29 protein-coding genes and 3 pseudogenes are annotated in these 22,849 nt (G+C 62.9%); 21 read left to right on the plus strand and 11 right to left on the minus strand.

Translation table 11 applies throughout. The features are described 5' to 3' along the window. The first annotated feature begins 196 nt into the window (after positions 1-196). The 13 genes and pseudogenes from QNO18_RS21465 (at position 197) to QNO18_RS21530 (ending at position 8,048) form a co-directional block, all read left to right on the plus strand. On the plus strand, positions 197-355 hold the full coding sequence (locus QNO18_RS21465; protein ID WP_283179539.1) for a hypothetical protein: 159 nt from the start codon (positions 197-199) through the stop codon (positions 353-355). Then, entirely contained in the window at positions 352-687 is a 336-nt protein-coding gene (locus QNO18_RS21470) for a glycerol dehydratase reactivase beta/small subunit family protein (protein ID WP_283179540.1), read from the plus strand. The genes QNO18_RS21465 and QNO18_RS21470 overlap by 4 nt, the downstream gene beginning before the upstream one ends. Next, positions 684-854, plus strand: coding sequence for a hypothetical protein (locus tag QNO18_RS21475; protein WP_283179541.1), 171 nt, complete (start codon positions 684-686; stop codon positions 852-854). The genes QNO18_RS21470 and QNO18_RS21475 overlap by 4 nt, the downstream gene beginning before the upstream one ends. Further along, entirely contained in the window at positions 851-1,273 is a 423-nt protein-coding gene (locus QNO18_RS21480) for a diol dehydratase small subunit (protein ID WP_283179542.1), read from the plus strand. The genes QNO18_RS21475 and QNO18_RS21480 overlap by 4 nt, the downstream gene beginning before the upstream one ends. Positions 1,274-1,286: 13 nt before the next feature. Further along, positions 1,287-2,146 (plus strand): annotated as a pseudogene (gene ugpC, locus QNO18_RS21485) (sn-glycerol-3-phosphate ABC transporter ATP-binding protein UgpC); the annotation flags it as partial. Between the two features lie 244 nt (positions 2,147-2,390). Next, a complete protein-coding gene (locus QNO18_RS21490; protein WP_349293924.1) occupies positions 2,391-3,185 on the plus strand; it encodes an SDR family oxidoreductase in 795 nt (264 codons plus the stop codon). A gap of 46 nt (positions 3,186-3,231) precedes the next feature. Next, positions 3,232-4,152 (plus strand): phosphotransferase, encoded by a 921-nt coding sequence (locus QNO18_RS21495; protein ID WP_283179544.1) that lies wholly within the window; start codon positions 3,232-3,234, stop codon positions 4,150-4,152. Continuing rightward, on the plus strand, positions 4,125-4,379 hold the full coding sequence (locus tag QNO18_RS21500; protein ID WP_283179545.1) for a hypothetical protein: 255 nt from the start codon (positions 4,125-4,127) through the stop codon (positions 4,377-4,379). Before QNO18_RS21495 ends, QNO18_RS21500 begins: the two co-directional genes overlap by 28 nt. A 6-nt stretch (positions 4,380-4,385) precedes the next feature. After that, positions 4,386-5,712: pseudogene (locus QNO18_RS21510) on the plus strand (aspartate aminotransferase family protein). 172 nt (positions 5,713-5,884) lie between these two features. Next, on the plus strand, positions 5,885-6,475 hold the full coding sequence (locus tag QNO18_RS21515; protein ID WP_283179547.1) for a GntR family transcriptional regulator: 591 nt from the start codon (positions 5,885-5,887) through the stop codon (positions 6,473-6,475). A 501-nt stretch (positions 6,476-6,976) separates the two neighbouring features. Beyond that, positions 6,977-7,372: a hypothetical protein gene (locus QNO18_RS21520; protein ID WP_283179548.1), complete on the plus strand. Its 396-nt coding sequence runs from the start codon at positions 6,977-6,979 to the stop codon at positions 7,370-7,372. Then, a complete protein-coding gene (locus QNO18_RS21525; protein ID WP_283179549.1) occupies positions 7,369-7,680 on the plus strand; it encodes an HWE histidine kinase domain-containing protein in 312 nt (103 codons plus the stop codon). The genes QNO18_RS21520 and QNO18_RS21525 overlap by 4 nt, the downstream gene beginning before the upstream one ends. After that, positions 7,680-8,048: a sensor histidine kinase gene (locus tag QNO18_RS21530; RefSeq protein ID WP_283179550.1), complete on the plus strand. Its 369-nt coding sequence runs from the start codon at positions 7,680-7,682 to the stop codon at positions 8,046-8,048. Before QNO18_RS21525 ends, QNO18_RS21530 begins: the two co-directional genes overlap by 1 nt. Here the strand turns inward: QNO18_RS21530 and QNO18_RS21535 are convergent. After that, positions 7,997-8,789, minus strand: a pseudogene (locus QNO18_RS21535) (glucose 1-dehydrogenase). The gene QNO18_RS21530 and the pseudogene QNO18_RS21535 sit on opposite strands and share 52 nt — an antisense overlap. 292 nt (positions 8,790-9,081) lie before the next feature. On the opposite strand from QNO18_RS21535, the gene QNO18_RS21540 reads away from it, so the two are divergent. The 5 genes from QNO18_RS21540 (at position 9,082) to QNO18_RS21560 (ending at position 12,642) form a co-directional block, all read left to right on the plus strand. Further along, complete coding sequence (locus QNO18_RS21540; RefSeq protein ID WP_283179551.1) at positions 9,082-9,435, plus strand: response regulator; 354 nt, start codon at positions 9,082-9,084, stop codon at positions 9,433-9,435. Between the two features lie 206 nt (positions 9,436-9,641). Then, positions 9,642-10,205, plus strand: coding sequence for a hypothetical protein (locus tag QNO18_RS21545; protein WP_283179552.1), 564 nt, complete (start codon positions 9,642-9,644; stop codon positions 10,203-10,205). Between the two features lie 84 nt (positions 10,206-10,289). Then, positions 10,290-10,874, plus strand: coding sequence for a hypothetical protein (locus tag QNO18_RS21550; protein ID WP_283179553.1), 585 nt, complete (start codon positions 10,290-10,292; stop codon positions 10,872-10,874). 83 nt (positions 10,875-10,957) lie between these two features. Beyond that, a complete protein-coding gene (locus tag QNO18_RS21555) occupies positions 10,958-12,265 on the plus strand; it encodes a PAS domain-containing protein (RefSeq protein ID WP_283179554.1) in 1,308 nt (435 codons plus the stop codon). A 101-nt stretch (positions 12,266-12,366) separates the two neighbouring features. Next, positions 12,367-12,642 carry a hypothetical protein gene (locus QNO18_RS21560; protein WP_283179555.1) on the plus strand — a complete coding sequence of 92 codons (276 nt, stop codon included), beginning with the start codon at positions 12,367-12,369 and terminating at the stop codon, positions 12,640-12,642. 124 nt (positions 12,643-12,766) lie between these two features. Here the strand turns inward: QNO18_RS21560 and QNO18_RS21565 are convergent, their stop codons facing one another. Next, positions 12,767-13,306, minus strand: a complete 540-nt coding sequence (locus QNO18_RS21565; protein WP_283179556.1) for a sigma-70 family RNA polymerase sigma factor — start codon at positions 13,304-13,306, stop codon at positions 12,767-12,769. 104 nt (positions 13,307-13,410) lie between these two features. Next, positions 13,411-13,644 carry a hypothetical protein gene (locus QNO18_RS21570; protein ID WP_283179557.1) on the minus strand — a complete coding sequence of 78 codons (234 nt, stop codon included), beginning with the start codon at positions 13,642-13,644 and terminating at the stop codon, positions 13,411-13,413. A gap of 554 nt (positions 13,645-14,198) precedes the next feature. Here QNO18_RS21570 and QNO18_RS21575 point away from each other — a divergent pair. Both QNO18_RS21575 and QNO18_RS21580 read left to right on the plus strand, forming a co-directional pair. Further along, positions 14,199-14,726 (plus strand): hypothetical protein, encoded by a 528-nt coding sequence (locus QNO18_RS21575; protein WP_283179558.1) that lies wholly within the window; start codon positions 14,199-14,201, stop codon positions 14,724-14,726. Positions 14,727-14,755: 29 nt separating this feature from the next. Beyond that, on the plus strand, positions 14,756-15,349 hold the full coding sequence (locus tag QNO18_RS21580; RefSeq protein ID WP_283179559.1) for a hypothetical protein: 594 nt from the start codon (positions 14,756-14,758) through the stop codon (positions 15,347-15,349). 197 nt (positions 15,350-15,546) lie between these two features. Here QNO18_RS21580 and QNO18_RS21585 read toward each other — a convergent pair whose 3' ends face one another. The 5 genes from QNO18_RS21585 to QNO18_RS21605 all read right to left on the minus strand — a co-directional run bounded on the left by QNO18_RS21585 (position 15,547) and on the right by QNO18_RS21605 (position 20,362). Continuing rightward, on the minus strand, positions 15,547-16,827 hold the full coding sequence (locus tag QNO18_RS21585; RefSeq protein WP_283179560.1) for an NAD(P)/FAD-dependent oxidoreductase: 1,281 nt from the start codon (positions 16,825-16,827) through the stop codon (positions 15,547-15,549). Between the two features lie 139 nt (positions 16,828-16,966). Beyond that, positions 16,967-17,194 (minus strand): hypothetical protein, encoded by a 228-nt coding sequence (locus QNO18_RS21590; RefSeq protein ID WP_283179561.1) that lies wholly within the window; start codon positions 17,192-17,194, stop codon positions 16,967-16,969. Beyond that, complete coding sequence (locus QNO18_RS21595; RefSeq protein WP_283179562.1) at positions 17,191-17,931, minus strand: hypothetical protein; 741 nt, start codon at positions 17,929-17,931, stop codon at positions 17,191-17,193. The genes QNO18_RS21590 and QNO18_RS21595 overlap by 4 nt, the downstream gene beginning before the upstream one ends. Next, a complete protein-coding gene (gene ctaD, locus QNO18_RS21600) occupies positions 17,898-19,667 on the minus strand; it encodes a cytochrome c oxidase subunit I (protein ID WP_283179563.1) in 1,770 nt (589 codons plus the stop codon). Before ctaD ends, QNO18_RS21595 begins: the two co-directional genes overlap by 34 nt. Further along, positions 19,664-20,362, minus strand: coding sequence for a cytochrome B (locus QNO18_RS21605; protein ID WP_283179564.1), 699 nt, complete (start codon positions 20,360-20,362; stop codon positions 19,664-19,666). Before QNO18_RS21605 ends, ctaD begins: the two co-directional genes overlap by 4 nt. Positions 20,363-20,410: 48 nt before the next feature. Here QNO18_RS21605 and QNO18_RS21610 point away from each other — a divergent pair, with 48 nt between their 5' ends. Continuing rightward, the gene (locus QNO18_RS21610; protein ID WP_283179565.1) at positions 20,411-20,953 is read left to right on the plus strand and encodes a DUF2231 domain-containing protein; all 543 of its coding nucleotides are present in this window, start codon (positions 20,411-20,413) and stop codon (positions 20,951-20,953) included. Here the strand turns inward: QNO18_RS21610 and QNO18_RS21615 are convergent. The 3 genes from QNO18_RS21615 to QNO18_RS21625 form a co-directional block, all read right to left on the minus strand. Then, on the minus strand, positions 20,914-21,396 hold the full coding sequence (locus QNO18_RS21615; RefSeq protein ID WP_283179566.1) for a CopD family protein: 483 nt from the start codon (positions 21,394-21,396) through the stop codon (positions 20,914-20,916). The two genes, QNO18_RS21610 and QNO18_RS21615, sit on opposite strands and share 40 nt — an antisense overlap. Beyond that, complete coding sequence (locus QNO18_RS21620) at positions 21,393-22,127, minus strand: cytochrome c oxidase assembly protein (RefSeq protein WP_283179567.1); 735 nt, start codon at positions 22,125-22,127, stop codon at positions 21,393-21,395. Before QNO18_RS21620 ends, QNO18_RS21615 begins: the two co-directional genes overlap by 4 nt. A gap of 87 nt (positions 22,128-22,214) precedes the next feature. Beyond that, positions 22,215-22,772, minus strand: coding sequence for a hypothetical protein (locus QNO18_RS21625; protein ID WP_283179568.1), 558 nt, complete (start codon positions 22,770-22,772; stop codon positions 22,215-22,217). Between the last annotated feature and the right edge of the window lie 77 nt (positions 22,773-22,849).

Consider the following 22,849-nt stretch of genomic DNA (forward strand, 5'->3'; position numbering starts at 1 on the left):
GCGGCCTTACCGCGCTTGATGTGGTGCGTGCTCTGGCACTGCGCGGGCATCGTGAGATGGCGGAAAACCTGATGTCCATGCTGCGCCAGCGCGTCAGCGGTGACTATCTGCAGACCTCGGCCATCGTGCGTGACGGACGCGTCGTATCGGCAGTCAACGACCCGAACGCTATTCCGGCCCGGGCACCGGCTACCACATGGACGAAGACCGGTGGAACCGCGTCAAAGCGGTGCGGGGAACAATCAACCGCAATCATATCCTTGCCGGCGAGGGCCGCCACCAGGCCCCCTCGGGCGCCGCGCAATTCTACCGATCGGCGAGGCCGCTCCGGGCCGTGATCCGCATGAGGTGGTGATCGGCATCTCTCCGGCCTTCGGCGAGAGGCTGCACCAGACCACCGCCGGCCACGCCGTGAGCGATGTGCTGGATGCCCTGACAAAGGGTATTCTCGAAGGCGGGGCCTTGCCGCGTGTCGTCCGCATTCGCCACACAGCGGATACCTCTTTCCTCGGGCTGACGGCGGCCCGGCTGGCGGGATCGGGGTTCGGCATCGGCATCCAGGCCAAGGGCACCGCGATCATTCACCAGAAAGACCGGCTGCCGCATATGAACCTGGAGCTTTTCTCCAATGCGCCTCTGGTCCGCCTTGATCAGTACGCGCAATGGGTCGCAACGCGGGCCGCATGACCTGGGGTGAGTTGCCTGAACCGATCATCGTGACCAATGACGGCCAGGCCCTTGGAGCGCGGTTCCATCCGCGTGTGGCCTTGCTTTACGCCATCGAGACCGAGATGACCGACCCCGCAGCCGCCCCCGAAGAGATGTTTTTCGCCAGCGCGGAGCGCAACGCATGAGCCAGTCTCCACTTGATCTCTATCCGCTTTCGGAACAGGCGCCGGAACTGGTGCGTACCCCAGGCGGCCTGGGGCTTGATGACTTCACCGTTGATGCGGCCGTGGCGGGGCGGATCGGGCCGCAGGATCTTGCGATCACGCCCGAGGTGCTGCGTCTTCAGGCAGATATCGCCCGTGCGGCAAGGCGCGATAAACTGGCCGAGAACTTTGAGCGCGCGGCCGAGCTGACCTCTGTGCCGCAGGAGATGCTGCTCGACACCTACGAGCTGCTGCGCCCTGGCCGGGCCGGCTCTGCAGCTGAGTTACGCGCCCGCGCGCAGCTGATGCGCGACAGTTTCAATGCGCCCCTGATTGCGGCGCTGATCGAAGAGGCCGCCGAAATCGGCGAGGAACGCGGCCTTTTCACCAAAAGATTCTAGGAAGGACAGGGCTATGGCAGAGGTAGAAGTCGTCCGACTCGCCAAAAGTTTCGGGACCCATGACATCATCCGCGATCTCGATCTGAAGATCGAAGACGGGGAATTCGTCGTATTGGTTGGCCCCTCGGGCTGCGGCAAGACCACGCTTTTGCGCATGATCGCAGGGCTGGAGCCGACAACGGCAGGGGAAATCCGCATTGGGGCGCGGGATGTGACGCATCTGTCACCGAAGAACCGCGACATCGCGATGGTTTTCCAGTCTTACGCGCTTTACCCGCATATGACGGCGGCCGAGAATATGGGCTTCAGCCTGAAGCTCGCGAAGGTTCCGGCGGCGAAGATCACCGATCAGGTGGCGCGTGCGGCAAAGCTTCTGCATATCGACCACCTTCTGAACCGCAAGCCGCGTGAACTTTCGGGCGGTCAGCGCCAGCGGGTCGCCATGGGCCGCGCTATGGTACGCGAACCGGCGGTCTATCTCTTCGACGAGCCGCTCTCCAATCTGGATGCGCAACTTCGCACCTCGATGCGTGCCGAGATCAAGCGGATGCATCTCGAAGAAAAGCAGACGGTGATCTATGTCACCCATGACCAGATCGAGGCCATGACACTTGCCGACCGCATTGTCGCGATGCGGGCCGGCAAGATCGAACAGATCGGCAGCCCAGATACGCTTTACAATCGCCCGGCCAGCACTTTCGTCGCGAAATTCATCGGCTCTCCGGCGATGAACCTGCTGCCCGCTGAGCTGGCCGGCGGTGAAATCCGCGTCGCGTCCGGCCCTTCTTTTGCCCTTCCCGCCGGTTTCGCCCATCTGCGCGGCGAGACGGGCCGCAAGGTTTTGCTTGGGATCCGTCCGAAGCCTTCCACCTTGCGCCGCTTCAGGCGGACTGGCCGGCTTTCCAGGTTCCGGCCTCGCTGATCGAACCCTGCGGCGCCGAGGTCTATGTGATCGGCGATCTCGCGGGCCAGGAGGTGACCCTGCGGCTGGCCCCGGCACCGCCCCCGCCCGTGGCGAGAGCCGCAGCTTCTTTGCCGATACCGGCGCAATCCATCTGTTTGATGCCGCAACCGAGCGCAGCCTGCGGGAGCCCGTTGAAGGCGAGGGGGACAAAGCATGACCATGCAAAGGCTTCTGGACGGCAAGACCGCCCTGGTGACTGCCGCCGGATCGGGGATTGGGGCGGCATCGGCAGAAATCCTGGCGGCAAATGGCGCCTTCGTCATGGTGACCGATCGCGACGCCTCGGCTGCGGCTGCGACCGCCGCACGGATCCGGGACGCCGGGGGCGAGGCAGGGTCTGCCGCGCTGGATGTGGCGGATGAAGCGTCAATCACCTCGGTTTTCGCAGCGCTGGTTGCTGACCGGGGCGCGTTGAACATCCTTCACAATCACGCCGGCATTCAGATCGCGGGCGCGATGGAGGATATCGGCGCGCAAGAGATGCGCAAAAGCTATGAGATCAATGTCGTTGCTCAGTTTGCGGCCTGCAAGGCGGCGCTGCCGCATATGCGCGCGCAGGGCGGCGGCGTGATCCTGAACACGGCCTCAAATGCGGGGGTGTTCCTCGACAAGGGCATGCTTGCCTATATCACCACCAAATCCGCCGTCATTACAATGACAAAGCAGATCGCGCTGGATTACGCCAAAGACGGTATCCGGGTGAATGCGCTTTGCCCGGGCTGGGTGGATACTCCCTTTAACGGCCCTTATGAGGCGCAGCTTGGCGGACGGGCTGCGCTGGAGAAGGTGGTTGGCACCCTGGTGCCGATGGGCCGGTTCGGACGGGTGGAAGAAATCGCCGAAGCGATCCTCTTCCTGTGCTCGGACCGCTCTTCTTTCATCACCGGCCATGCCCTTGTGGCGGATGGCGGCGAATGCCTCGCCGGTGGCAGCAATTCCTCTGTGTGAGCCGCCCCGAGGGGCCGCGACCGAAGACAGGAACAAGGATAAAGACGTGCAGATCCCGTCCGACCTCAGCGCCAGCCTGGCGCATGGCGGCTTGCCGCCCTTCAGGATGACCACCGATCCCGCTCTGGCACCGGATGCCCGCGCGGCAGATGCCAATTTGCTGCTTTCGCAGGATCCGCCCGGCATTTCCCTCTCCGAGGCCGAAGAGATCGCCCTGCGCACCTTCGGCATTGCCGGCCAGTTCCGCAGCCTGTCATCCGAGCGGGATTCCAATTTCCATATCCGTCTGGCCTGCGGCACCCAGGCGCTTTTGAAGATCACCAATGCCAGCGAGGACCGGAGCGTCACCGCGATGCAGACGGCGGCGCTGATGCATCTGGCAGTGATTGATCCCGATCTGCCAGTGCAACGGATCTGTCAGACGCTGAATGGTGAGGCCTGGGACATCATCACCGGCCCTTCGGGGCAGCAGCATATCGTGCGGCTGCTGACATGGCTTGACGGCACAATGCTGCATGCCGCAACGCCCGGCCCCGATCTGCATCACCGCATAGGCGCGCTGCTGGGGCGGTTGAGCAAAGGGATGCGCGGCTTCTTCCATCCGGCCGCAGGCCATGTTCTGCAATGGGACATTAAACAGGCGGCCAGCCTGCGCCCAATGCTGTCTGCGGTCAGCGATACCGGGTTGCGCGACCGGCTTTGTGCCCATCTGGACCGCTTTGAGGCCGGGATCGCCCCGCGCCTGCCGCATCTGCGTGCCTGGGTCGTGCATAATGATTTCAACCCGCACAATCTGGTGGTCGACGCAGTTGAGGCCAGCGCCCCGACAGGGATCATCGACTTCGGCGATATGGTTCATACGCCGCTGGCCTGTGATCTGGCGGTGGCCTGCTCATACAATATCACCGGGGTCCTGCGCCGCTTGCGCTGGTCGCGGATATGGTTGCGGGCTATGCCTCGGTTCTGATGCCAGAGGAGGAAGAGATCGCGCTGCTCCCCGATCTGATCCGGATGCGCCATGTCACCACGCTGGCGGTTACCTCCTGGCGCGCCGCCCGTTATCCCGAAAACGCGCCCTATATCCTGAGGAATGCCGCCGCCTCGCTGCGCGGCCTTGATGTGATCGACCATCTTGGCGCCGAAGAGACCACGCGGCTGCTGCGCGCCGCCCTGCCTGTAAAAACGACGGAGTAAACCGGCATGAAACCCGATACCACCATGGTAAATGCTTTTGATCCGACGCGGACCGCTGGTCTTGCCCCTGAGGATCTTGCGCTGATCGAACGGCGCGGCAAAGCGCTTGGGCCGGCTTACCGCCTGTTCTATGAAGAACCGCTCCATCTTGTGCGGGGCGAGGGGGTCTGGCTTTACGACGCCCAGGGCAATGCCTGGCTTGATGCCTATAACAATGTGGCCTCTGTTGGCCATTGCCATCCGAAAGTGGTAGAGGCGGTCAGCCGCCAGCTTGCCACGCTCAACACCCATACCCGCTATCTGCATGAGGGCGTGGTCAGCTATGCCGAGAGGCTGCTTGCCACCATGCCCCCGAGCTCGGGCATATGATGTTCACCTGCACCGGGTCAGAGGCCAATGACCTCGCACTGCGTATCGCGCGGTCTTACACCGGGCGCCAGGGGGTGATCGTGACCCGGCTGGCCTATCACGGGCTGACCGAGTCGGTATCGGAATTCTCTCCTTCGCTGGGTGGATTCGTACAGAGGGGCGCCAGGGTGCGCCTGATCGATGCGCCCAATGCTCTGTTTGTCCCGCCCGCCGAACAGGGCGCGAAACTGGCGGCGGATCTGGCAAAAGCCATCGCAGAGATGCGCGCGGAGGGGATCGAGCCCGCCGCTTTCATCGTCGACACCATTTTCTCAAGTGACGGGCTTTACCCTGATCCGGCGGGCTTTCTGAAACCGGCCGCCGACCTGATCCGCGCCGAAGGCGGTCTCTTCATCGCCGATGAGGTGCAGCCAGGCTTTGCCCGCACAGGGGATTGTTTCTGGGGCTTCCAGCGGCATGGCATCACGCCTGACATCGTCACGATGGGCAAACCAATGGGCAATGGTTTCCCCGTTGCAGGCGCGGCGATCCGCCCGGAAGTCGTCGCGGAATTCGGCGGGAAAGCCCGCTATTTCAACACATTCGGCGGCAATCCTGTGGCCAGTGCTGCCGGAATGGCGGTGCTTGATGTGATCGAAACCGAAGGGCTTCAGCAAAACGCGCGCGAGATCGGGGCCTTTCTGAAGCAGGGACTTTCAGAGATTGCACGCGGACGCGATGATATCGGTGACGTGCGGGGGCAGGGCTGTTTCTGGCGATGGAATGTGTCGAGAGCCAGAGCACGAACAAACCGAATGCCCGGCTTGCGGGCCATATCGTCAACCATCTGCGGCGCAATGGTGTGCTGATCAGCGCCACCGGACCTGGCGCGAACATTCTCAAGATCCGCCCGCCACTGGTGTTGCAAAAGCCCGAAGCCACACGGTTGCTTGAGGCAATCAATGCGGCGGTTGCCGCCGCCTGAGGCCTGGCTGGCAGCAGGCTCGCGCCTTGCGGGGAAACTGATAGTTTCGGTCAAAGTGCCTGAAAGACAGCATTATGGATTTTGCCCAACTGACCGCCGAACCCCTGCACGAGCAGGCCTATTCGGCCCTGCGCAATGCGCTTCTTATGGGCCGCTTCACCCCGGACAATCGGTGACCATCCGTGGTCTGGGGGCGAGCCTCGGCATTTCGGCCACTCCGGTCCGGGAGGCCCTGCAGCGCCTGATTGCCGAAGGGGCGCTGGAACTTGCTGCCAACCGTACGGTGCAGGTGCCGGTCATGACGCGTGCCCGGTTTGCCGAGATCACCGCGATCCGCCTGCGGCTGGAACCGCTGGCCGGTGAGGCCGCGCTGTCCCATGCCAATGCAGAGCTGTGTACAAAGCTGGAAGTGTTGAACGAACACATGTTCGCCTCAATCGCCGAGGGCCGTTTTTCTGATTATCTGGCGGATAACCAGAGCTTCCATTTCCTGATCTACGAGAGCGCGAAGCAGCCATTCCTTCAGCAGATGATCGGCCTGTGCTGGTTGCGGACCGGTCCCTGGCTGAACCGCCTCGCGGATGAAGGGCGCTTCCATGTCATTGCCAATGAGGAACATGGCCAGATGATCTCGGCACTGCGCAGACGGGACCCCGACGCGATCGCCGCAGCGCTGGTGAAGGATATTGGGGACGCCGCCGAAGTTCTGGCAACCCATCTGATCTATGCCGAGGATACCGGTGGCCCGAAATGCCGGCCCTGATCCGGTCTTCGCCTTAGCGGGTTGCCGGGTCGGGTGAGGCCGGAGATTTGGGCAGCTCGTTACAGTGGCGACAGCAGGGTCTGCCTTCGCAACAAAACTAGCCATGTTTCAATTAGGCGTCCCGTGGCAGACCCTGCCCGATAGGTGAACACAGTTGCTAGGAGCGCTGAGAAACCTGCCGGTCAGGAATGGCGAGATTCTGCGGGGAGAGGGGCTGTGCCCCGGCTTACCATTCCGGAAAACACCGAAGATCTCCGCGCCGGGACGGCCCCGCGTCAGCTGCGCGCAGGCGCTCCGGAACAACCGGGAATCCGATGCACTGCGCCGGCGGCGCGGAACGGAGGCAGAGGAAAGCCCGGCTCCGGCGCTTTCCGGACTGACCCTGCACCAGATTTGTCTTGATTCATTTGTGGAAGAGCACAACTATCCCGGCAGAAGATGCCTTAAGCATCTGAATTCACGCACGGGTTTCCTTCCATGGACAACAATACTGATCGGGCCATGAACGCCCAGGTTCGTGAATTTGACTGGAGCATAACGCCGCTGGGGTCGCGTGCTGGCTGGCCGGTCGCTCTGCGCATCACATCTGATCTGATCCTGCGATCCGACTTCCCCAAATGTCTGTGCTGGGGGCCTGAGATGATCACGATCTACAATGATGCATTTGTACCGATCCTCGGGCATAAGGCGCCCTGCCTTGGTCAGCCGTTCAGAAAGATCTGGGCCGAAGCCTGGCATGAGATCGGGCCAATTGCGGACCGGGCACTGCAGGGGCAATCGACCTTCATCCGCAATTATGAATTGCAGATCGAACGCGGAGACGGGCATGAAACCGGCTGGTTCACCTTTTGCTACAGCCCGGTCGCCGACGAAAACGGCGTGATTTCGGGTTTATGAACACCGTTATCGAGACGACTGGCGAGGTGATGACCGCCCGCCGCAGCAGCATCCTGAACGGGGAATTGCGCCACAGGATCAAGAATGCCTATGCGAAAGCCATTGCGATCGTGCGGCTGACCTTCCGTCAGGCCAGATCGGTCGAAGAAGCAAAGGAAGCCACTGTCAGACGTCTGTGTCAGCTCGACCAGGCGCAGCGGGCGCTGCTTGCGGATGTCTACGGCACGCTCGACATCCGCACGCTTATTGCCGATGCCCTTGCCGGCAGTCTGCCTGAAAACCGGCTGGTCATGCGTGGCCCCCTGTGATGATAGAGGCCGATCAGGTGTTCGCGCTGAGCCTTGCTTTGGGCGAACTGGCGACCAATGCTCAGAAATACGGGGTCTGGTCGGATGACAAGGGCCGCGTGCTGATCGAATGGACACAGCGGCGTGGCCAGTTCGAGCTGATCTGGCGCGAAGTCGGTGGCCCCCCCGTTATTGAGCCCGCAACCAGCGGCTTCGGGCGGGAGCTGATCGAAGCGGCGCTCAGTCACGAGTTCCGGGGCGAGGCGCTTTTGAAATTCGACCCCGCAGGCGTGGTTTTCACACTCCGGTCCTCGTCCATTGGGCAGGAGCCCGCAGATCAGATCAGCGGTCTGCCGCCGGTTACGGCCACGGTGGCGCCCGAGATATAGCTCGACATCGGTTCTGCCAGCATCACATAGGCCGAGGCCAGCTCCACCGGCTGCGCCGGACGCTTCATCGGGTAGTTTTCGCCGAATCCGGAGACTTTTTCGGCGGACATGCTCGCCGGTATCAGCGGGGTCCAGACCGGGCCGGGTGCGACGCAATTCACCCGGATCCCTTTTCCGCCAGCAATTGCGCCAGGCCGCCGGTGAAATTCTGAACAGCCCCCTTCGTGGTCGCATAGGCCAGCAAGGTCGGATTTGGCATATCGGCGTTGATCGAGGCCGTGTTGATGATGGAACTGCCGCGCCGCATATGCGGCACAGCCGCCCTGGTCAGCCATAACATGGCATGGAGATTGACCGCAAAGGTCCGCTCCCATTCTGCATCCGATATGTCTTCCAGCGCGTCGAATGTGTTCTGATGCGCCGCGTTGTTGACCAGAATGTCGATGCGCCCGAATTCCGCGACGGCCTTCCCGACAATCGCACGACAATGCGCGGCAGAGGCGATATCGCCTTCTATCGCCAGGCAGTGGCGCCCGCTGTCGCGGATCAGCTTTGCCGTGTCGGCGGCATCCGCGCTTTCATTGAGGTAAGCCAGCACGACATCTGCCCCTTCGCGCGCATAGGCAATGGCAACTGCCCGACCGATGCCGCTGTCGGCGCCAGTGATCACCGCAACCATGCCTTCAAGCCGTCTGGCGCCGATCCAGCTTTCTTCGCCATGATCCGGTGGGGCTGCATCATCCGGAAACTGCCGGGCAGGTCCTGGACCTGTTCCGGGAAGGGTGGCCCTGGGTAATCGAAGTATTTCGGCAGCTTGCCATTGTCCGTCTCGTCGCCGGTTTTGTCATGTCCCGGCGCGTTGGCGATAATGGTGGGCGGTTTCGTCTGGTCAGAAGAATTGCGCATGTCATGTCCTCCGCTTTACAGATTGCTGCGTGAACATTCAGAACGGCGGTTTGTTCCCGCAAGCGAGCGACCTGGAATGGGGCTTCACGCGACTACTGTCTGACGCAAAGGGAAGGAGTATGTTCCCATGAGGAACGCAGATCTGAGCTCACTTCTGCCTGCATTGAGTGGAATATCTGTCCTTGTCGTCGAGGATGAGTATCTTCTGGCCACCGATCTTGCACAGTTCCTGGAGCGGGGCGGGGCCAGCGTGATCGGCCCCTTTCCCACCCTGACCGAAGCACTGAGCAGTGTCTGCGCTGGTGCAAAACCCGATTTTGCCATGCTCGACGTCAACCTGAGGGGCGAGATGGTGTTTCCCCTGGCCGATCACCTCATTGCCGCGGGGATCCCATTCATTTTCATGACCGGATACGACACAGCCTCTTTGCCGGCGGCATATGCTGAAATTCCCCGTCTTAGAAAACCGGTGGATCTCTGACCCGCCTTGAAGGAAAGGAAAATCTTTGCCAGGCGGATATCCGCAGATTCGGCGATCATGATCCATAACATATTGATAAATATAATATGTTATGAATCACGAGAAGGTTGCGACAATTTCATCTTGCTTCATACTGTAGCCATAGTCCGATCCGTGCCGGGCCCGCTGCATCGGAACAGCCGAACCAGCCGCGAGACCGATAAGACATGCAAAACCTTTCTGGCCGCACAATCATGATCGTCGAGGATGACTACTATGTCGCCTGCGAACTCGCTGATCATTTCCGTGCGGCAAAGGCCAGGGTGCTCGGGCCGTTTCCATCCATCACCGAGGCCACGGATTATGTCGGTGATACCGATCTTGCGGTGCTGGATGTCAATCTTCGGGGACAGAAGGTCTATCCGCTGGCCGATCTTTTGATGGGAGCGGCCATTCCCTTCGTGTTTTACTCGGCGCATGAGATTGCCAGAATCCCGCGACGGTTCGCCCATATCGCGCGCCTGCCCAAACCACATGAAGCGAGCAAGGCTGTGGCGCTTTTGCAAAGCCAGATCCATACGCAGACGCTGATCGCCCTCCTGCCGAGGCTCAGGCTCTCGGCGCGGCTGATGCTCTCCGACGCGATGGCCGCAGACCGGCTGGTCGAGGCGACTTTGAGGCTCGCATTGCAGGAACATTACAGCCTGCCAACGCTGCCGCCTCTGGGAAAATGGCTGCAACGGCTGATGGAACGCGTTCTGGCAGAGCGAGGCCGCGATTTCCTGCAATGACGGGAGTTTTGCAGGAACCGGGATCAGTTGCCGCTGCCCCGGAGCGTTACAGCAGCCCTCTGCGCGAGACGACCGGGATATCCAATGAACGATGCTTCCCCTCCTGATCCGAAGAAGGATCCTGCAGATCTTCCCCCTGAGGTTGCGGCGATACGGGAGGGTGCGGCCGTTCCACCCTCGCGGCATCCGCAAACCGGTACAGCCGCCGCCTTTGCTGCGACGGATGACCTGCCGGTGACATCGCCCCGGCTCCCGGACAGCATCGTCCGTCAGGCCGATGCCATCGCCGCATATTTCGCCCCTGCTTATGTCGTGATCGACACGCAGTTCGAAGTGCTGCAGTTTTCAGGGCCGATCGCACAGTTTCTGGAGCCACCCGCCGGCGCTGCGCCCCTGAGCCTGATCCGTCTCGTACACCCGGATCTGCGTGGCGCGCTGGAAGCCGCGCTTTATCGGGCCACATCCCAGACGAAGCGGGTGGCGCTGTCGCGCCAGCTGATCCGGCCTGACGAGCAGGCCTCTTATGTGAATATTGTCATCGAGCCGCTCAGCCTGGACCATGTTACCACACTGGTGGTTATCTTCCGCAATGTCGGACCGGTGGGGATGAGAGCGGACACGCCGTACCCTATGACGATGTTTTGCGGCAGGAAAATGAGGCGCCGCTGAGCGCTGACCAACTTCAGACGGTCAATCAGGAGCTAGGACATCAGATCCGCGATCTGGCGCGCAGAAATTCAGACATCGGGAACTTGCAGGAAGCCAGCCAAATCGCCACGATCTTCTTCGACAAAGAATTCAGGCTGCGCAGTTTCACCGCATCTGCGTCAGACCTGTTCCCTCAACTGGAAACCGGTGTCGGCCACCCGCTGGATCATTTGGCGGCGCGGCTCAGCTATCCAGAGATCCATGAGGATGTGAAGCAGGTTCTGCAAAGCCAGATCCCGGTTGAACGTAAGGTGAGTGACACTGCCGGGACGCGCGATTACGCCGTGAAGGTTCTGCCCTGTCGCAGCATTGACGATTACATTGGCGGTACGGTCCTGACCTTCACCGATATCACCGCTACCCGTCATGCCGAAAGCGCGCTGCAAGACAGCGCGGCGCGGCTGCACAGCCTGATGGAAGGGCTGCCACAGCTGTTCTGGCGTGCCGATGCGCGCGGCTCGTGGACCTGGGTCAGCCCGCAATGGACCACCTGTACCGGTCAGCCTCTGGAAAGCGCTATGGGCGAGGGCTGGCAGGAACAGGCGCATCCCGATGATCTGGATGCCCTGCGGAAAGCCTGGGCCGCTGCCGCAGGCGCGGCGGAAACGCAGGGCTTTGCGGCTGATTTCCGGCTGATGGATGCCACGGAGGGGGGATGGCGCTGGTTTCGGACACGCGCCACCGCTGTTCGCGACCGCGACGGGAAGATCATTGAATGGCTGGGGATCTCGACAGATGTGAACGAATTGCTCGGCCTGCAGGAACAGCAGCGGGCGCTGGTAGGGGAACTTCAGCACAGGACACGCAACCTGCTTTCCGTGGTGCGCCAGGTTTCACAGCGCACCCTGAAATCGGCGCGCGATCTTGGGGATTTCGGACAGCGGTTCCGTGACCGGCTCGAGATGCTGGCGCGGGTGCAGGGCCTTCTCTCGGATCTCGACGGGAATTCAGGCCTCGGCTTTGACGCGCTGGTGCAGGCGGCGCTTTCGGCTGTCGGCGCGGATTCTGGCGAAGGCGTGAGCCTTGAAGGCCCAGCAAATGTGTCACTGAGGCCTTCCGCAGTGCAGTTGCTCTCCATGGCCCTGCATGAACTTGCCACCAATGCGGTGCAGCACGGTGCTTTGGGATCTGCGGCGGGACATCTGCATATTGGCTGGCAGATCGAGGGAAAAGAGCCATCACGGTTGCACATCCTGTGGCGTGAAACCGGTGTCGCTATGCCCGGGGCCGAACCGGCCTGGGGGCAGGGGCGCGAGCTGATAGAGCGCGCATTGCCCTATCAGCTTGATGCTGTCACCACCTTGCGGACCGGTCCGGACGGGATCCTCTGCACGATCTCATTGCCAATCTGATCTGTAGACAGCTCCAGGCGGTCTGCCCGCGAAAAACTCCCGGGGAACATTCCGCCGTCCTGGCCGGTTGTGGTCACAGAGCCAGCCAAATGGAGGTGAAGATGCAAAGGGATCGCAAGGACCAGCCAGAGGCCTCGCCCGCCGACGATGCGCGGCCCGTCTTTGACCGGGGCGAAGAGGATTTGCCCTGGCCGCCGGATGCGGCTTTGCCCGCGGATGACGAGGGCAATATCCTGCCTGGAAATGACCCGCAGGACGAAGACCCGAATGACAACGGCGCCGAGGAGCAGTTCGATCCGGAAGATCGCCGTCGCAAGTCGCTTCCTGATCCGACCGCCCCCGATGTGGCAGGATCCGTGACAGAGCAGGATCCTTGACTGACCGTGCGGCAACAGGCCGGGCGGTATTTACAAATGCACCAGACCGGCGGCCGCAGCTCATCAGGCGGGCAGCGTTTCTCAGAGCACTGGCCCGCCACGGAGAGGTTTGTTAATTAAAGGTTTAGTAGTTGACAGCGATCAGGTCGCGCAACTCAGTCATCTGCAGATCATCCATCAGCATTTGCCGGCCGCGGCTGATCCGGCTCTTCACGGTGCCGATGGCGCAATCGCAGATCCGCGCCACATCCTGATAGCTCTCGCCCACCAGAAAAACGAGTACCAGTGCTTCGCGGTACTGCGACGGCAGCCGCCGGATCGCCTGCATCACCCGGTTGCAGGCAATATTTGCGTCATGCACGGGAAAAGATATCACCTGGCCTGAGACGCAGTCCTGGCCGCCAACCGGCTCGCGGTTTCTTTTCATGATGCCGGTCAGAAAGCTGTTGCGCATGATCGTAAAAAGCCAGGCCCGCAGATTGGTGCCTGGCTGGAAGCGGTCAATATTTGCAAGCGCCTTCACAAGCGTTTCCTGGACGAGGTCGTCGGCCTCTGGTCCGCCGCGTGTCAGGTTTCGCGCATAGATGCGGAGAAACGGGATCATTTCGACCACATTCTCCGAAGCTGCTCCGTCCTGCGGTCGTGTCTGCTTCGAGATGGTCATGATCGTCTCCCTTTTCTTCTGCATGAAAGGAAAACGGGACCTGGGGAGTTCAGTTCCTCGGAACCTCAGAGAGCGGCGACAATCCGCCGTTTTGCTCAGGCGGTTCAGGCGGTATCGTCTGTTGCAGCGCCCTGTACGGAAGAGAAGTCAGCTGCACGCTGGTCAAGCGCCCTGCCGACTTCGGCAGCAAGCGCATGCAGCCGATCCGGAACCGGCTGCGCCATAACCGCTGACAGCAGTTCCTGGCTTGCGGCCCGTATTGCGGCCCGGATCGGGTCTTCCTCTTCGGAAACCCGCTCAGGATCGGAACCAGGGAACGGAATTACAGAGTTACTCATCGGCACAATCCAGCATGCAAGCCTCGACAGTCAGTTTACCCGGTTCCACCATTTATAACAGCCTGAATAATGCATCTGCTTAACCTGTGTGGGACCACTGCGACACAACAGAGAGCTCCCTGGGGCGGCAAAGCTACCAGATACCGCGTCGGCGGCCGTGGAATTGCCGTTACAGTGTTGTCTGACGCCGCCCGCCCCAACCCGAATTTTGAGGACAGTGGTAGCGATGTTGTCGGACTCCGCCAGCCTGTCGCATCGGCCCTCAAAGATCCCGAGCTCTCGCCGGGCATGTTCATCAACCCCGTTTTCACCGCCATTTCCCATGTCATGTGCTCCTGGCAATGCGGATGCGCCTCTCGCCCCGCGATCAAAGCCAGGCTGATCAAACCGGGAACGTCGCCGGATTGTTCCACAGAAATGGCGGAGCATAGAATGAGCGCGGGATGCCGTCCGCGGGAACATTCTTTGCGGTGGTGGGTTCATGCAGCCACCTGGTCGCTGCGGCTCCGCCAGATCCGGACCCCGCAAAGTGGCCGCTCATCGAGGAGGACGAAATGAAACGTCAAGGTTATGCAGTCCTGATCATCGTCGCGCTGGCGGCACCATCCGCCATGATGGCGCAGGAAGAAATTCCCGGAATGCCGGATATCTCTCCGGATCAGCAGGAACAGACCACGCAGGGCCTCGCGACTGCTGACTGCGAAGAGCAGCACCGCCTGTTTGATATCAATGGGGACGGCTTTATCAGCCAGTCGGAATCCGAACGTGACTTCGCCCGCGCCGGCATTGACGGCGTGACAATCGGCCCCGATGGGCTGACCCGCGACCAGTTTCTCGCCATCTGCGCAGCAGACAGCTGGTCACAACATACGCCCGAAGCCGGCGCTCCGCTGGAAGGCGCGAACAGCTTCACTGAAGAACAGGCCCGGCAACGCGCGATCGCCTGGAATGTCACCGATGTCTCGGCGCTCGCCCTTGACGAGCAGGGCGTCTGGCGCGGCACCGGCAAGGTCGGCACTGACGCGGTGGCCGTGGCCATCGATTACAAGGGCAATGTCGTGACCACGCCTGCCGCCCAGTAACCCCGTAACCCGACACAAGGAGCTATGAAATGGCTGTTCTCACCAGAATTTATGACGACGTTGCAACCGCAGAGCGTGCCCGGGCGAGCCTTGACTCACTTGGATGGAGCGATGTCGAGGTCTCGGTCCTGGGCAATGATCGGGTGCGTGAGCACTACGGGTCGGTCGACGCTGCCCCCAGGGATTTGTCGGGGACCGCAACCGGCGCGGGGATTGGTGCCGTCGCGGGTGGTGGAGCTGGATTGCTGGCCGGCCTCGGGATGCTCGCCATCCCAGGGATCGGCCCGCTGGTCGCCGCAGGCTGGCTTGCGGCGACGGCCGTCGGCGCGGCTGGTGGCGCGGCCGTCGGGGGCACCATTGGCGCCCTGGCCGATATCGGTATCAGTGAGGCCGATGCCCCGGTCTTTCACGAGGCGATGCAGCGCGGCAATGTCGCACTGACGGTCCGCTTCCCCGAAGAGCGCCGTGCAGAAGTGACCGCAGCGCTTGCCAAAGTCCCCGAGGTCGGCATTGGCGATCTGCGCTCGCGTTTCGAGGGCGGCGGCTGGCGCTATGATGAGGCCGAGGCCGAGCGCCAGGCGCGTCTGCGCGATCATGACCCGTCGCGCCTTCCGCCGCTGTAACCGATCCCGGCGTTTTCCCGCATCCTTGTGACGAGGGTGCGGGTCTTTTTGCCACTGCGGTTTATGCCGGGTGTCCAGGTATAACTAATCCGATTTTGCCCTGCGGCGGCGGTTCTGGCGGGGCCTGACCGGCCTATATGCCGTCTGCTTATCAGCCGCGCTCTCTTTCAGGAATGCCGCCACCAGATGCGAAACTTTCAGTCGATGGCAGGCTCATCGCCGGGTTTCGGATGGGCGATCAGGCGGCCGCTGTTCTGGCCGCGCAGATAGGTCCAGAGCCAGTTCCAGGCCACAGACGCCCGGCTGCGGGTGCCGATCAGAAAGAAGATATGGGCGATCCCCCAGATCCACCACGCCACGGCGCCCCTGAGGCTCAGCCGCCCGATCTTCACGACTGCGGCGCGTTTCCCGATGGTCGCGAGGTCTCCCTGGTGGCGATAGTGGAATGGCGCGGGATTTCCCTGGCCCTTCAGCCGTGCCCGGATGGTGCCGGCGACATGGCTGCCCTGCTGCTTTGCTGCGGGCGCGATGCCCGGCACCGGATCGCCATTCTGCTGCACCACCGCTGCCGTGTCACCGATCACAAAGATCTCTGGGTGGCCCGCGACTGTCAGATCTGACTGCACCTTCACGCGCCCCGCCTTATCCCCTTCCACCCCAAGCCAGTCTGCCGCAGGCGATGCTGCAACACCCGCCGCCCAGATCAGGGTCCGGCAGGGCAGAAATTCGTCCCCGATCCGGACGCCTTCTTCGGTGCAGTCCGTGACCGGAGTGCCAAGTCGAAGCTCTACCCCCCGCCGCTCCAGCGCCCGGGCGGCATAGGCAGAGAGATCCTCGGGAAAGGAGGGGAGAATGCGCTTGCCCGCCTCGATCAGCAGGACGCGCGTCTGCCTGGTGTCGATATTGCGAAACTCACCCCGGATCATGTTGCGGGCGAGGTCGGCCAGCATTCCCGCCAGTTCGACTCCGGTCGGGCCACCGCCGATGACGCCGAAGGTCAGCAGCGCCTCGCGCTGCGCGGGATCGGGTTCGGTCTCGGCCCGTTCAAAGGCCAGAAGGATGCGGTTGCGGATCCGGGTCGCATCTTCGATCGTCTTCAGCCCGGGCGCGTTCGGCTCCCATTCGGGATGGCCGAAATAGGCATGGGTGGCCCCGGTGGCGATGACCAGCATGTCATAGCTGATCTGCGCCCCGTCATCGGTGATCACCTGGCGCCGGTCGGGATCGATGCCGCGCACCCGTGCCATCAGGGTTGTCACATCCGGCCGGTGCTCCATCAGGCTTCGGATCGGCCAGGCGATCTCGGATGGGGCAAGGATGGTGGTCGCCACCTGATAGAGCAGCGGCTGGAACAGGTGGTGATTGCGCTGGTCGATCAGCGTGATGCGCAGGCCGGCGCCTTTCAGGGCCTGCACGGTTTGCAGCCCGGCGAAACCGGCGCCGATGACAACGAGGTGAGGCGATTGCTGGCTTGTCATGAGCCGGGGGATCTCCTTTTGAGTGCAGATGCCGGTGGGGCCTGACCGCGCTATGGCCCGGCGCCGCAGGTCGTCAGTCCGAGGACCGGGAAGAGCGTGAGTAATGTTGCCAACAGACCGATCCAGCCACCGGCGCGGATCAGGCGGTCGGGAATGTCGCTGCCGCGCGGGGAACACCAGAGGATCGCGCCCGCCCCGCGACGCATATCAGCCAAAGCGATATCAGCGTGAAATGATGCAGATCGCCGACCGGGGCAGGGCGCCCGGCCCAGCCCCAGGCGCAGCCGAGCCCATGCGCTGCGTAGATTGCGCAAAAGCTTATGGCCCAGAGGGTCGGGCCAGACAGGGCGCGCAGGGGCCAGCTCATGCGACGATCTCCTGCCCGGTGATCAGGAGCGCGAGGATCAGCGCAGTCGCAAGCGTGAAATCCTGCCATGCGCGCCAGATCGGCCAGGCCGAAAGCCGGTACGGCGCGATCCTGCCATCGCGGCGTTGCACCAGGCACAACCCGGCCAAAAGCGCGGAAACCGTGCAATGCAGGGCGATATAGCCAAGCCCGGCGGCGCGCAGCGCGTCGCGGGCGTGGCGGGTCGGATCATCAAGCTGCATGGCCAGACCGCCAGTGACCCCAAGCCCCAGCAGCAATAACGGTAAGGCGACACTTGCGCCAGCGGCAAGGCGGAAACGCGCCAGCCCGGAGGCTGCAATCAGGATCAGGATCAGCATAGCGGTCAGAGCAGCTGCGGGAGCAGTCGCGATGCCGGAGGGCGGCGCGGGCCAGCCAGGGGCGATAACCGACAGAAACCCGATTGCGAAGAGAAAGCAGGCAAAGAAAGTGCCATTCGAGATCAGGAGGCAGGTGAGCCCGGTCCGCGCCAGCCCGTCCGGGACCATGGCGTTTGCGGGGAGGCTCAGCCCCGGCGCGAGACTGATCAGCGCCTCATCCCGGGGGCTGCCCATGAAACGGTGCCACTGCCAGACGGTGGCCGCGATGGCCACAAGGCCAACAGGTGCCACAGCATAAAGCCCGAACAGCATCATCAGGACAAAGCAGCCGATCACCGCCGCGGTTACAATCGGCAGCGCAGAATTCCCCGGCAGCACAGCGATATGACGGGGCGCGCCGCTGATCGCATCGACGACCAGGGTCTCACGCCGGGCGCGGGTGCCCCGGGCAACATACCTTCGCCGCGCGCCAGCTGCAAAGCGCTCTGGCCGGGCAGCGGCAGCGAGGCGATATTGTAGCTGGGGGCGGGCATCGGCATCGCCCATTCCAGCGTGTCAGCACCCCAGGGGTTGCGCCGTGCCTTCGCACCGAACAGCGCCTGCAACACCAGATCCAGCGCGAAAAGCGCAAACCCCGCCGCCATCACAAAGCCAAAAAACGAGCTGACGAGATTGGGCCAGATCCACTCCGGATTGTCGGGATAGACATCGATCCGGCGCGGCATGCCCAAAAGGCCGGTCAGATGCATGATGAAGAATGTGCCGTGAAAGCCGATCAGGATCAGCCAGAAGGCCGCAGGCCCCAGACCACGCACCGCCGCGCGCCCGGTAAAAAGCGGCATCCAGTAGACCGCTGCCGCCATCATCGGGAAGACGAACCCTCCGATCAGCACATAATGCAGATGGGCGGTGACGAAAGCCGTGTCATGCGCCTGCCAGTTGAAGGGCACGATCGCCAGCATCACGCCGGTCAGCCCGCCCATCACAAAGGTCGAGAAGAACCCCATAAGATGCAGCATGGGCAGGCGCATCTGCGGTCTTCCCTGCCACATGGTGCCGATCCAGGCGAAAATCTGCACCGCGGTCGGAACCGCCACCAGCGCCGAGGCCGCCGAGAAGAACGCCAGCGCCATATGCGGGATGCCCACGGTGAACATGTGATGCACCCAGAGGCCGAAGGACAGGAATACGAGGCCGAGCACAGCGGCAACGATGGCGCCGTAACCCATGATCCGCGTACGGCACATTACCGGCAGGATGGTCGAGATCGCGCCGGCGGCGGGGAGGAAGATGATATAGACCTCCGGATGCCCGAAAAGCCAGAAGAGGTGCTGCCAGAGCAAAGGGTCACCGCCCCGCGTCACGTCGAAAAACGGCCAGTCAAACGCGCGCTCGATCTCGAGCAGCACCGAGCCGAGGATCAGCGGCGGAAAGCCCACCAGCATCATCGCGCTGGTCCCGAGCATATACCAGGCGAAGAGCGGCATTTCCGTCAGCTTCATCCCCGGCGCACGCATCCTCAGGATCGTCACCGTGATCTCGACCGCCGCTGCCAGCGCCGAGATCTCGACAAAGGTCACCCCCAGCAGCCAGACATCGGCATTGATCCCCGGGCTGTAGGTCTTTGACGACAAAGGCGTATACATGAACCAGCCGCCATCCGGCGCGACGCCCGCGACCAGCGCGGAAAGAATGATCAGCCCGCCGAAGAGATAGCACCACCAGCCAAGCGCCGAGAGGCGCGGGAAAGCGAGATCGCGCGACCCGAGCATCTTTGGAAGCAGATACATCCCCAGTCCTTCCAGCATCGGAATGGCAAAGAGGAACATCATCAGACTGCCATGCATCGTGAAGAACTGGTTATAAAGTGCTGTGTCGAGAAACGCGCCGCCGGGCGTTGCCAGCTGCGCCCGGATCAGCATGGCGAGACAGCCCGCAATGGCAAAAAACACGAAAGAGGCCAGCATGAACCGCAGCCCCAGCTCGCTGTGGTTGACCGAAGTCAGGACGCCGCGCAGACCCGCCGGGCGGCCCCAGATCTGGTCAAGCTGGCGGTGCAGGTGCAAGGCGCGCTGCGGCGGGCTGGCGGCAAGGCCCGGGGGGAGTTCGGTCATGGGGTGCCCTCCTGGTAGGCGGCAGGCTCTGCCTGATCCGCCGGGCCGGCGGTGCCTGAAAGATCGCTGAAATCGGGCGGGCTGGCCGGATCATAGGCCAGCACTTCAAACCGCATCCCGGCATAGCCGATGCCCGAGAATTCGGCAGAGGTGCCGTGGTAGAGGCCGGGCGCTGAAGCCTCGATCCGCAGGAGGTTGTCGCGGCCGGGCAGGGCGTCCATCTTGCCCGCCAGTTGCGGCACCCAGAAGGCGTGGATCACGTCTTCCGAGCGGATCACGACATCAATCGGCGTTCCGGCGGGGATGTAAAGACGACCCTCGGTCCCGATCATCGCCCCGTCCGGGCCGGGCTGGTTAAAGCGCCAGTTCCATTGGCGCGCGATGGCTTCGACACGGACAACATCCGCGACTGGGCGGGCCTGGATCCGCTCGCCCACCCAGATGCCTGCACCGACCACCGCGATCAGAACGGCAAAGCTGAAGCCAAGACCCATCCCCCTGATCCAGAAGCTTTCCGCGGGCGGGCGGACGCCCTGCCGCGCAAAGCCGCGCCAGACCAGTACCAGCACCAGAAGGGTGATCAGTGTGGCGCCTGTCAGCATCGCCCACCAGAGGGTCGCGATGTCAGCGGCCGCAGGCCCCTGAGGCGAAAGCGTCGAAAGCGGCCCGCCACATCCGGCCAGCGCCGGAACCATCAGCGCCGCCGCTGGTTTTCCAAAGGGTACAGAGGAGGAAATTCGCAGATGACACAGGCCAGACGACCCCGCCGCGGGCTGCGTGACCCGATCCATGAACATCGCAGCTTTCACCGGACGGAATCGAAGATCGCGGTGGCGGGCCACCCGATCCATGCCATGCTGGTGGCCTTCCCCATCGCGCTTTGCGTCAGCACGCTGGGCGCAGATGCGCTTTACTGGTGGACCGGGGATCTCTTCTGGCCGCGCGCGGCGCTCTGGGCGGCAGGGGTTGGTTTCGGGATGGGTATCCTTGCCGGTGTGGCGGGCACCGCCGAATTGTTGCTGGTGCCGGGTATCCGTATCCGCGCCGCCAGCTGGACGCATTTCATCCTCGCGGTGATGCTGCTGTCGGTGCTCGGTGCGAATTGGGGAATGCGGCTCGCAGATCCCGTCGGCGCGGTACTGCCCTGGGGCTTTCTTGTATCGCTGCTCGCGACCGGGATGACTGCGATGACCGGCTGGCATGGCGGCAAGCTGGTTTTCGACTACGGGCTGGGAACGCAGAACGATCATGATGCGCCTCCTCCTCCGCGTGGCGCGAGGAACTGATCCGGGATCAACCCGCGCAGTGGCGTGAGGTCGGGCTTGCCGAGAACCAGCGCCAGCACAACTGCGATCAGCGGCAGCACCAGAAGCAGTCCTGTAAGCGGCGCGGCCTGCCAGTGGCTGCGTTTCTCTTCGCCCGAGCGCTGGATCAGGTGGCCGAACCAGACATGCACCAGCACCATGGCCGCGACGAAAGCCAGTTTCACCAGCAGCCATGGCGCGAAAACCTGTGCCGCGAAGATCAGCGCAGTGCCGGCAATGATTGTCACCAGCGCGGCGGGCGTCGCAAAGGCAATATAGCCGATATGGGTCACAAGCCGGAAATGCGCATATTGACGCTGGTTCTGTGCGCGGCCATGGGCTTTCATCAGAAGCGGCAGCGCGATCAGGCTTGCGCACCAGCAGGCGAGCGCTGCGACATGCAGGAATTTCAGCGCGGCAATCATGCGACCTGCCCCACGCGCCAGGCGCGCCTCAGCATGATCGCGGCGACCATTGCCAGCGGCAGCAGCCCGGGCACCCACATGATCAGCCCGGCGGTTTGCTGATCCGTAAGCGGCTCGATCCCCCAGGCCAGCGGTGCTGCCATATGTTCAGTATAAAGGAGCCGGTTCGAGAAGGTCAGCACCGCCCCGATCAGCCCCATTACCCCCGCAAGCGCGCCGGTCAGCGCCGCATTGACCAGAACCGCGCCCGCGTCGCGATCCGCCGGAAAAAAGGCAGAGGACCAGAAGGCCCAGGCCGGCAGCAACAGGGCGAATTGAAGCAGCCAGTATATCCCGGCGCTGTCCCATGCCGCGCTGTAGACTGCGGGAATATGCCAGAGAACCAGGGCGACTGCGGTCAGGAAAAACGCGACCGGCGCGCCGAACCAGCGCAGGGGCAGGCAGAGCGCGAGCAGCGGCGCGGCGAGACTGACGAGCAGCAGGTGATGGAGGGATCTGGCGCTGAAAAGGGCGGTGGTCATGGCGCAAAGCGGCGAGACGAACGCAATGACAAGCGCGCCCCAGGCCATCAGGAAAATACCCCGGCCCTCAGCGCGCAGAAGACCGAAGATCAGTGCCGCCAGCATAGCCGTCAGGAGACCCGGATGAAAATTCCAGCTGCTCAGCAGCGCGGCCGGGTCTGGCGCAGGGCCGCACCAGGGAACCGGGTCCGGCAGTCCTGTTCTGTCCATGAAAGCGTTCTCCTGAAATATTTCCGTGGCCGCCCGGTAATGTAACGCGCAATTGCGCAGCAGGTTTCCCACTCGCGCCCGGAGCGATCAGCGCCGCCAGGCCCCGGTCTGATGCGCGCGGCGTAAATCGGGCAGCGAACTGGCATCGGTCTGCGCCAGGGCCGCTTCCACCATGCCTCGGTAAGCCTCCGGGAAACGCACGGCGACAGCAACGCCGCCGCGCCGGAACGTCTCAGTGTAGAGATCCGCATCCTCTTCCTGGATGCCAAGATCGACCAGCGCCCCGAAAGAAGCCCCGGCCAGCGCGCCGCCCGCCGCGCCGGTCAGCGCCGTCACCAGCCACCCGCCGGCGGCGACCGGGCCAAGGCCGGGAATGGCGATAAACCCAAGCCCTGCGAGAAGGCCCGCACTGCCACCCACCGCCGCGCCGAGCGCCCCACCCGCCGCTGTCGCAGGGGCGGGTTCAGGGATCTGGGTCTTTTCGCCCGTGACCGGATCACGTTCGATCCGCATATCGCGGTAGTCCCTGAGGGCATCCCCGCCAAGAATCGACGGCTCGACCGAGGGCAAGGCAAGCGCCTCGATATGCTCAACGGCACGCATTGCGGCGGCGTGATCTTGGTACAGCCGGGTCATTACGGGCATGTCATTCTCCCCCCTTCCGGACAAAGTGGTCTCCTGGCGGCCCACCCTCAGCTGTCCAGACGTCAAAGGCGGCGCAT

Origin of the sequence: Gemmobacter sp. 24YEA27 (assembly GCF_030052995.1) — a bacterium.
GTDB lineage: Bacteria > Pseudomonadota > Alphaproteobacteria > Rhodobacterales > Rhodobacteraceae > Pseudogemmobacter.

Coding starts and splice junctions, on each gene's coding strand:
- QNO18_RS21575 (WP_283179558.1), top strand. CDS start 14,199: ATGAAACGTCAAGGTTATGCAGTCCTGATCATCGTCGCGCTGGCGGCA.
- QNO18_RS21560 (WP_283179555.1), top strand. CDS start 12,367: ATGCAAAGGGATCGCAAGGACCAGCCAGAGGCCTCGCCCGCCGACGAT.
- QNO18_RS21550 (WP_283179553.1), top strand. CDS start 10,290: ATGAACGATGCTTCCCCTCCTGATCCGAAGAAGGATCCTGCAGATCTT.
- QNO18_RS21480 (WP_283179542.1), top strand. CDS start 851: ATGAGCCAGTCTCCACTTGATCTCTATCCGCTTTCGGAACAGGCGCCG.
- QNO18_RS21565 (WP_283179556.1), bottom strand. CDS start 13,306: ATGACCATCTCGAAGCAGACACGACCGCAGGACGGAGCAGCTTCGGAG.
- ctaD (WP_283179563.1), bottom strand. CDS start 19,667: ATGACCGAACTCCCCCCGGGCCTTGCCGCCAGCCCGCCGCAGCGCGCC.
- QNO18_RS21525 (WP_283179549.1), top strand. CDS start 7,369: ATGAACACCGTTATCGAGACGACTGGCGAGGTGATGACCGCCCGCCGC.
- QNO18_RS21465 (WP_283179539.1), top strand. CDS start 197: ATGGACGAAGACCGGTGGAACCGCGTCAAAGCGGTGCGGGGAACAATC.
- QNO18_RS21540 (WP_283179551.1), top strand. CDS start 9,082: ATGAGGAACGCAGATCTGAGCTCACTTCTGCCTGCATTGAGTGGAATA.
- QNO18_RS21590 (WP_283179561.1), bottom strand. CDS start 17,194: ATGAGCTGGCCCCTGCGCGCCCTGTCTGGCCCGACCCTCTGGGCCATA.
- QNO18_RS21580 (WP_283179559.1), top strand. CDS start 14,756: ATGGCTGTTCTCACCAGAATTTATGACGACGTTGCAACCGCAGAGCGT.
- QNO18_RS21570 (WP_283179557.1), bottom strand. CDS start 13,644: ATGAGTAACTCTGTAATTCCGTTCCCTGGTTCCGATCCTGAGCGGGTT.
- QNO18_RS21530 (WP_283179550.1), top strand. CDS start 7,680: ATGATAGAGGCCGATCAGGTGTTCGCGCTGAGCCTTGCTTTGGGCGAA.
- QNO18_RS21585 (WP_283179560.1), bottom strand. CDS start 16,827: ATGACAAGCCAGCAATCGCCTCACCTCGTTGTCATCGGCGCCGGTTTC.
- QNO18_RS21500 (WP_283179545.1), top strand. CDS start 4,125: ATGGTTGCGGGCTATGCCTCGGTTCTGATGCCAGAGGAGGAAGAGATC.
- QNO18_RS21615 (WP_283179566.1), bottom strand. CDS start 21,396: ATGATTGCCGCGCTGAAATTCCTGCATGTCGCAGCGCTCGCCTGCTGG.
- QNO18_RS21545 (WP_283179552.1), top strand. CDS start 9,642: ATGCAAAACCTTTCTGGCCGCACAATCATGATCGTCGAGGATGACTAC.
- QNO18_RS21605 (WP_283179564.1), bottom strand. CDS start 20,362: ATGGTTCCGGCGCTGGCCGGATGTGGCGGGCCGCTTTCGACGCTTTCG.
- QNO18_RS21620 (WP_283179567.1), bottom strand. CDS start 22,127: ATGGACAGAACAGGACTGCCGGACCCGGTTCCCTGGTGCGGCCCTGCG.
- QNO18_RS21520 (WP_283179548.1), top strand. CDS start 6,977: ATGAACGCCCAGGTTCGTGAATTTGACTGGAGCATAACGCCGCTGGGG.
- QNO18_RS21610 (WP_283179565.1), top strand. CDS start 20,411: ATGACACAGGCCAGACGACCCCGCCGCGGGCTGCGTGACCCGATCCAT.
- QNO18_RS21625 (WP_283179568.1), bottom strand. CDS start 22,772: ATGCCCGTAATGACCCGGCTGTACCAAGATCACGCCGCCGCAATGCGT.
- QNO18_RS21475 (WP_283179541.1), top strand. CDS start 684: ATGACCTGGGGTGAGTTGCCTGAACCGATCATCGTGACCAATGACGGC.
- QNO18_RS21490 (WP_349293924.1), top strand. CDS start 2,391: ATGACCATGCAAAGGCTTCTGGACGGCAAGACCGCCCTGGTGACTGCC.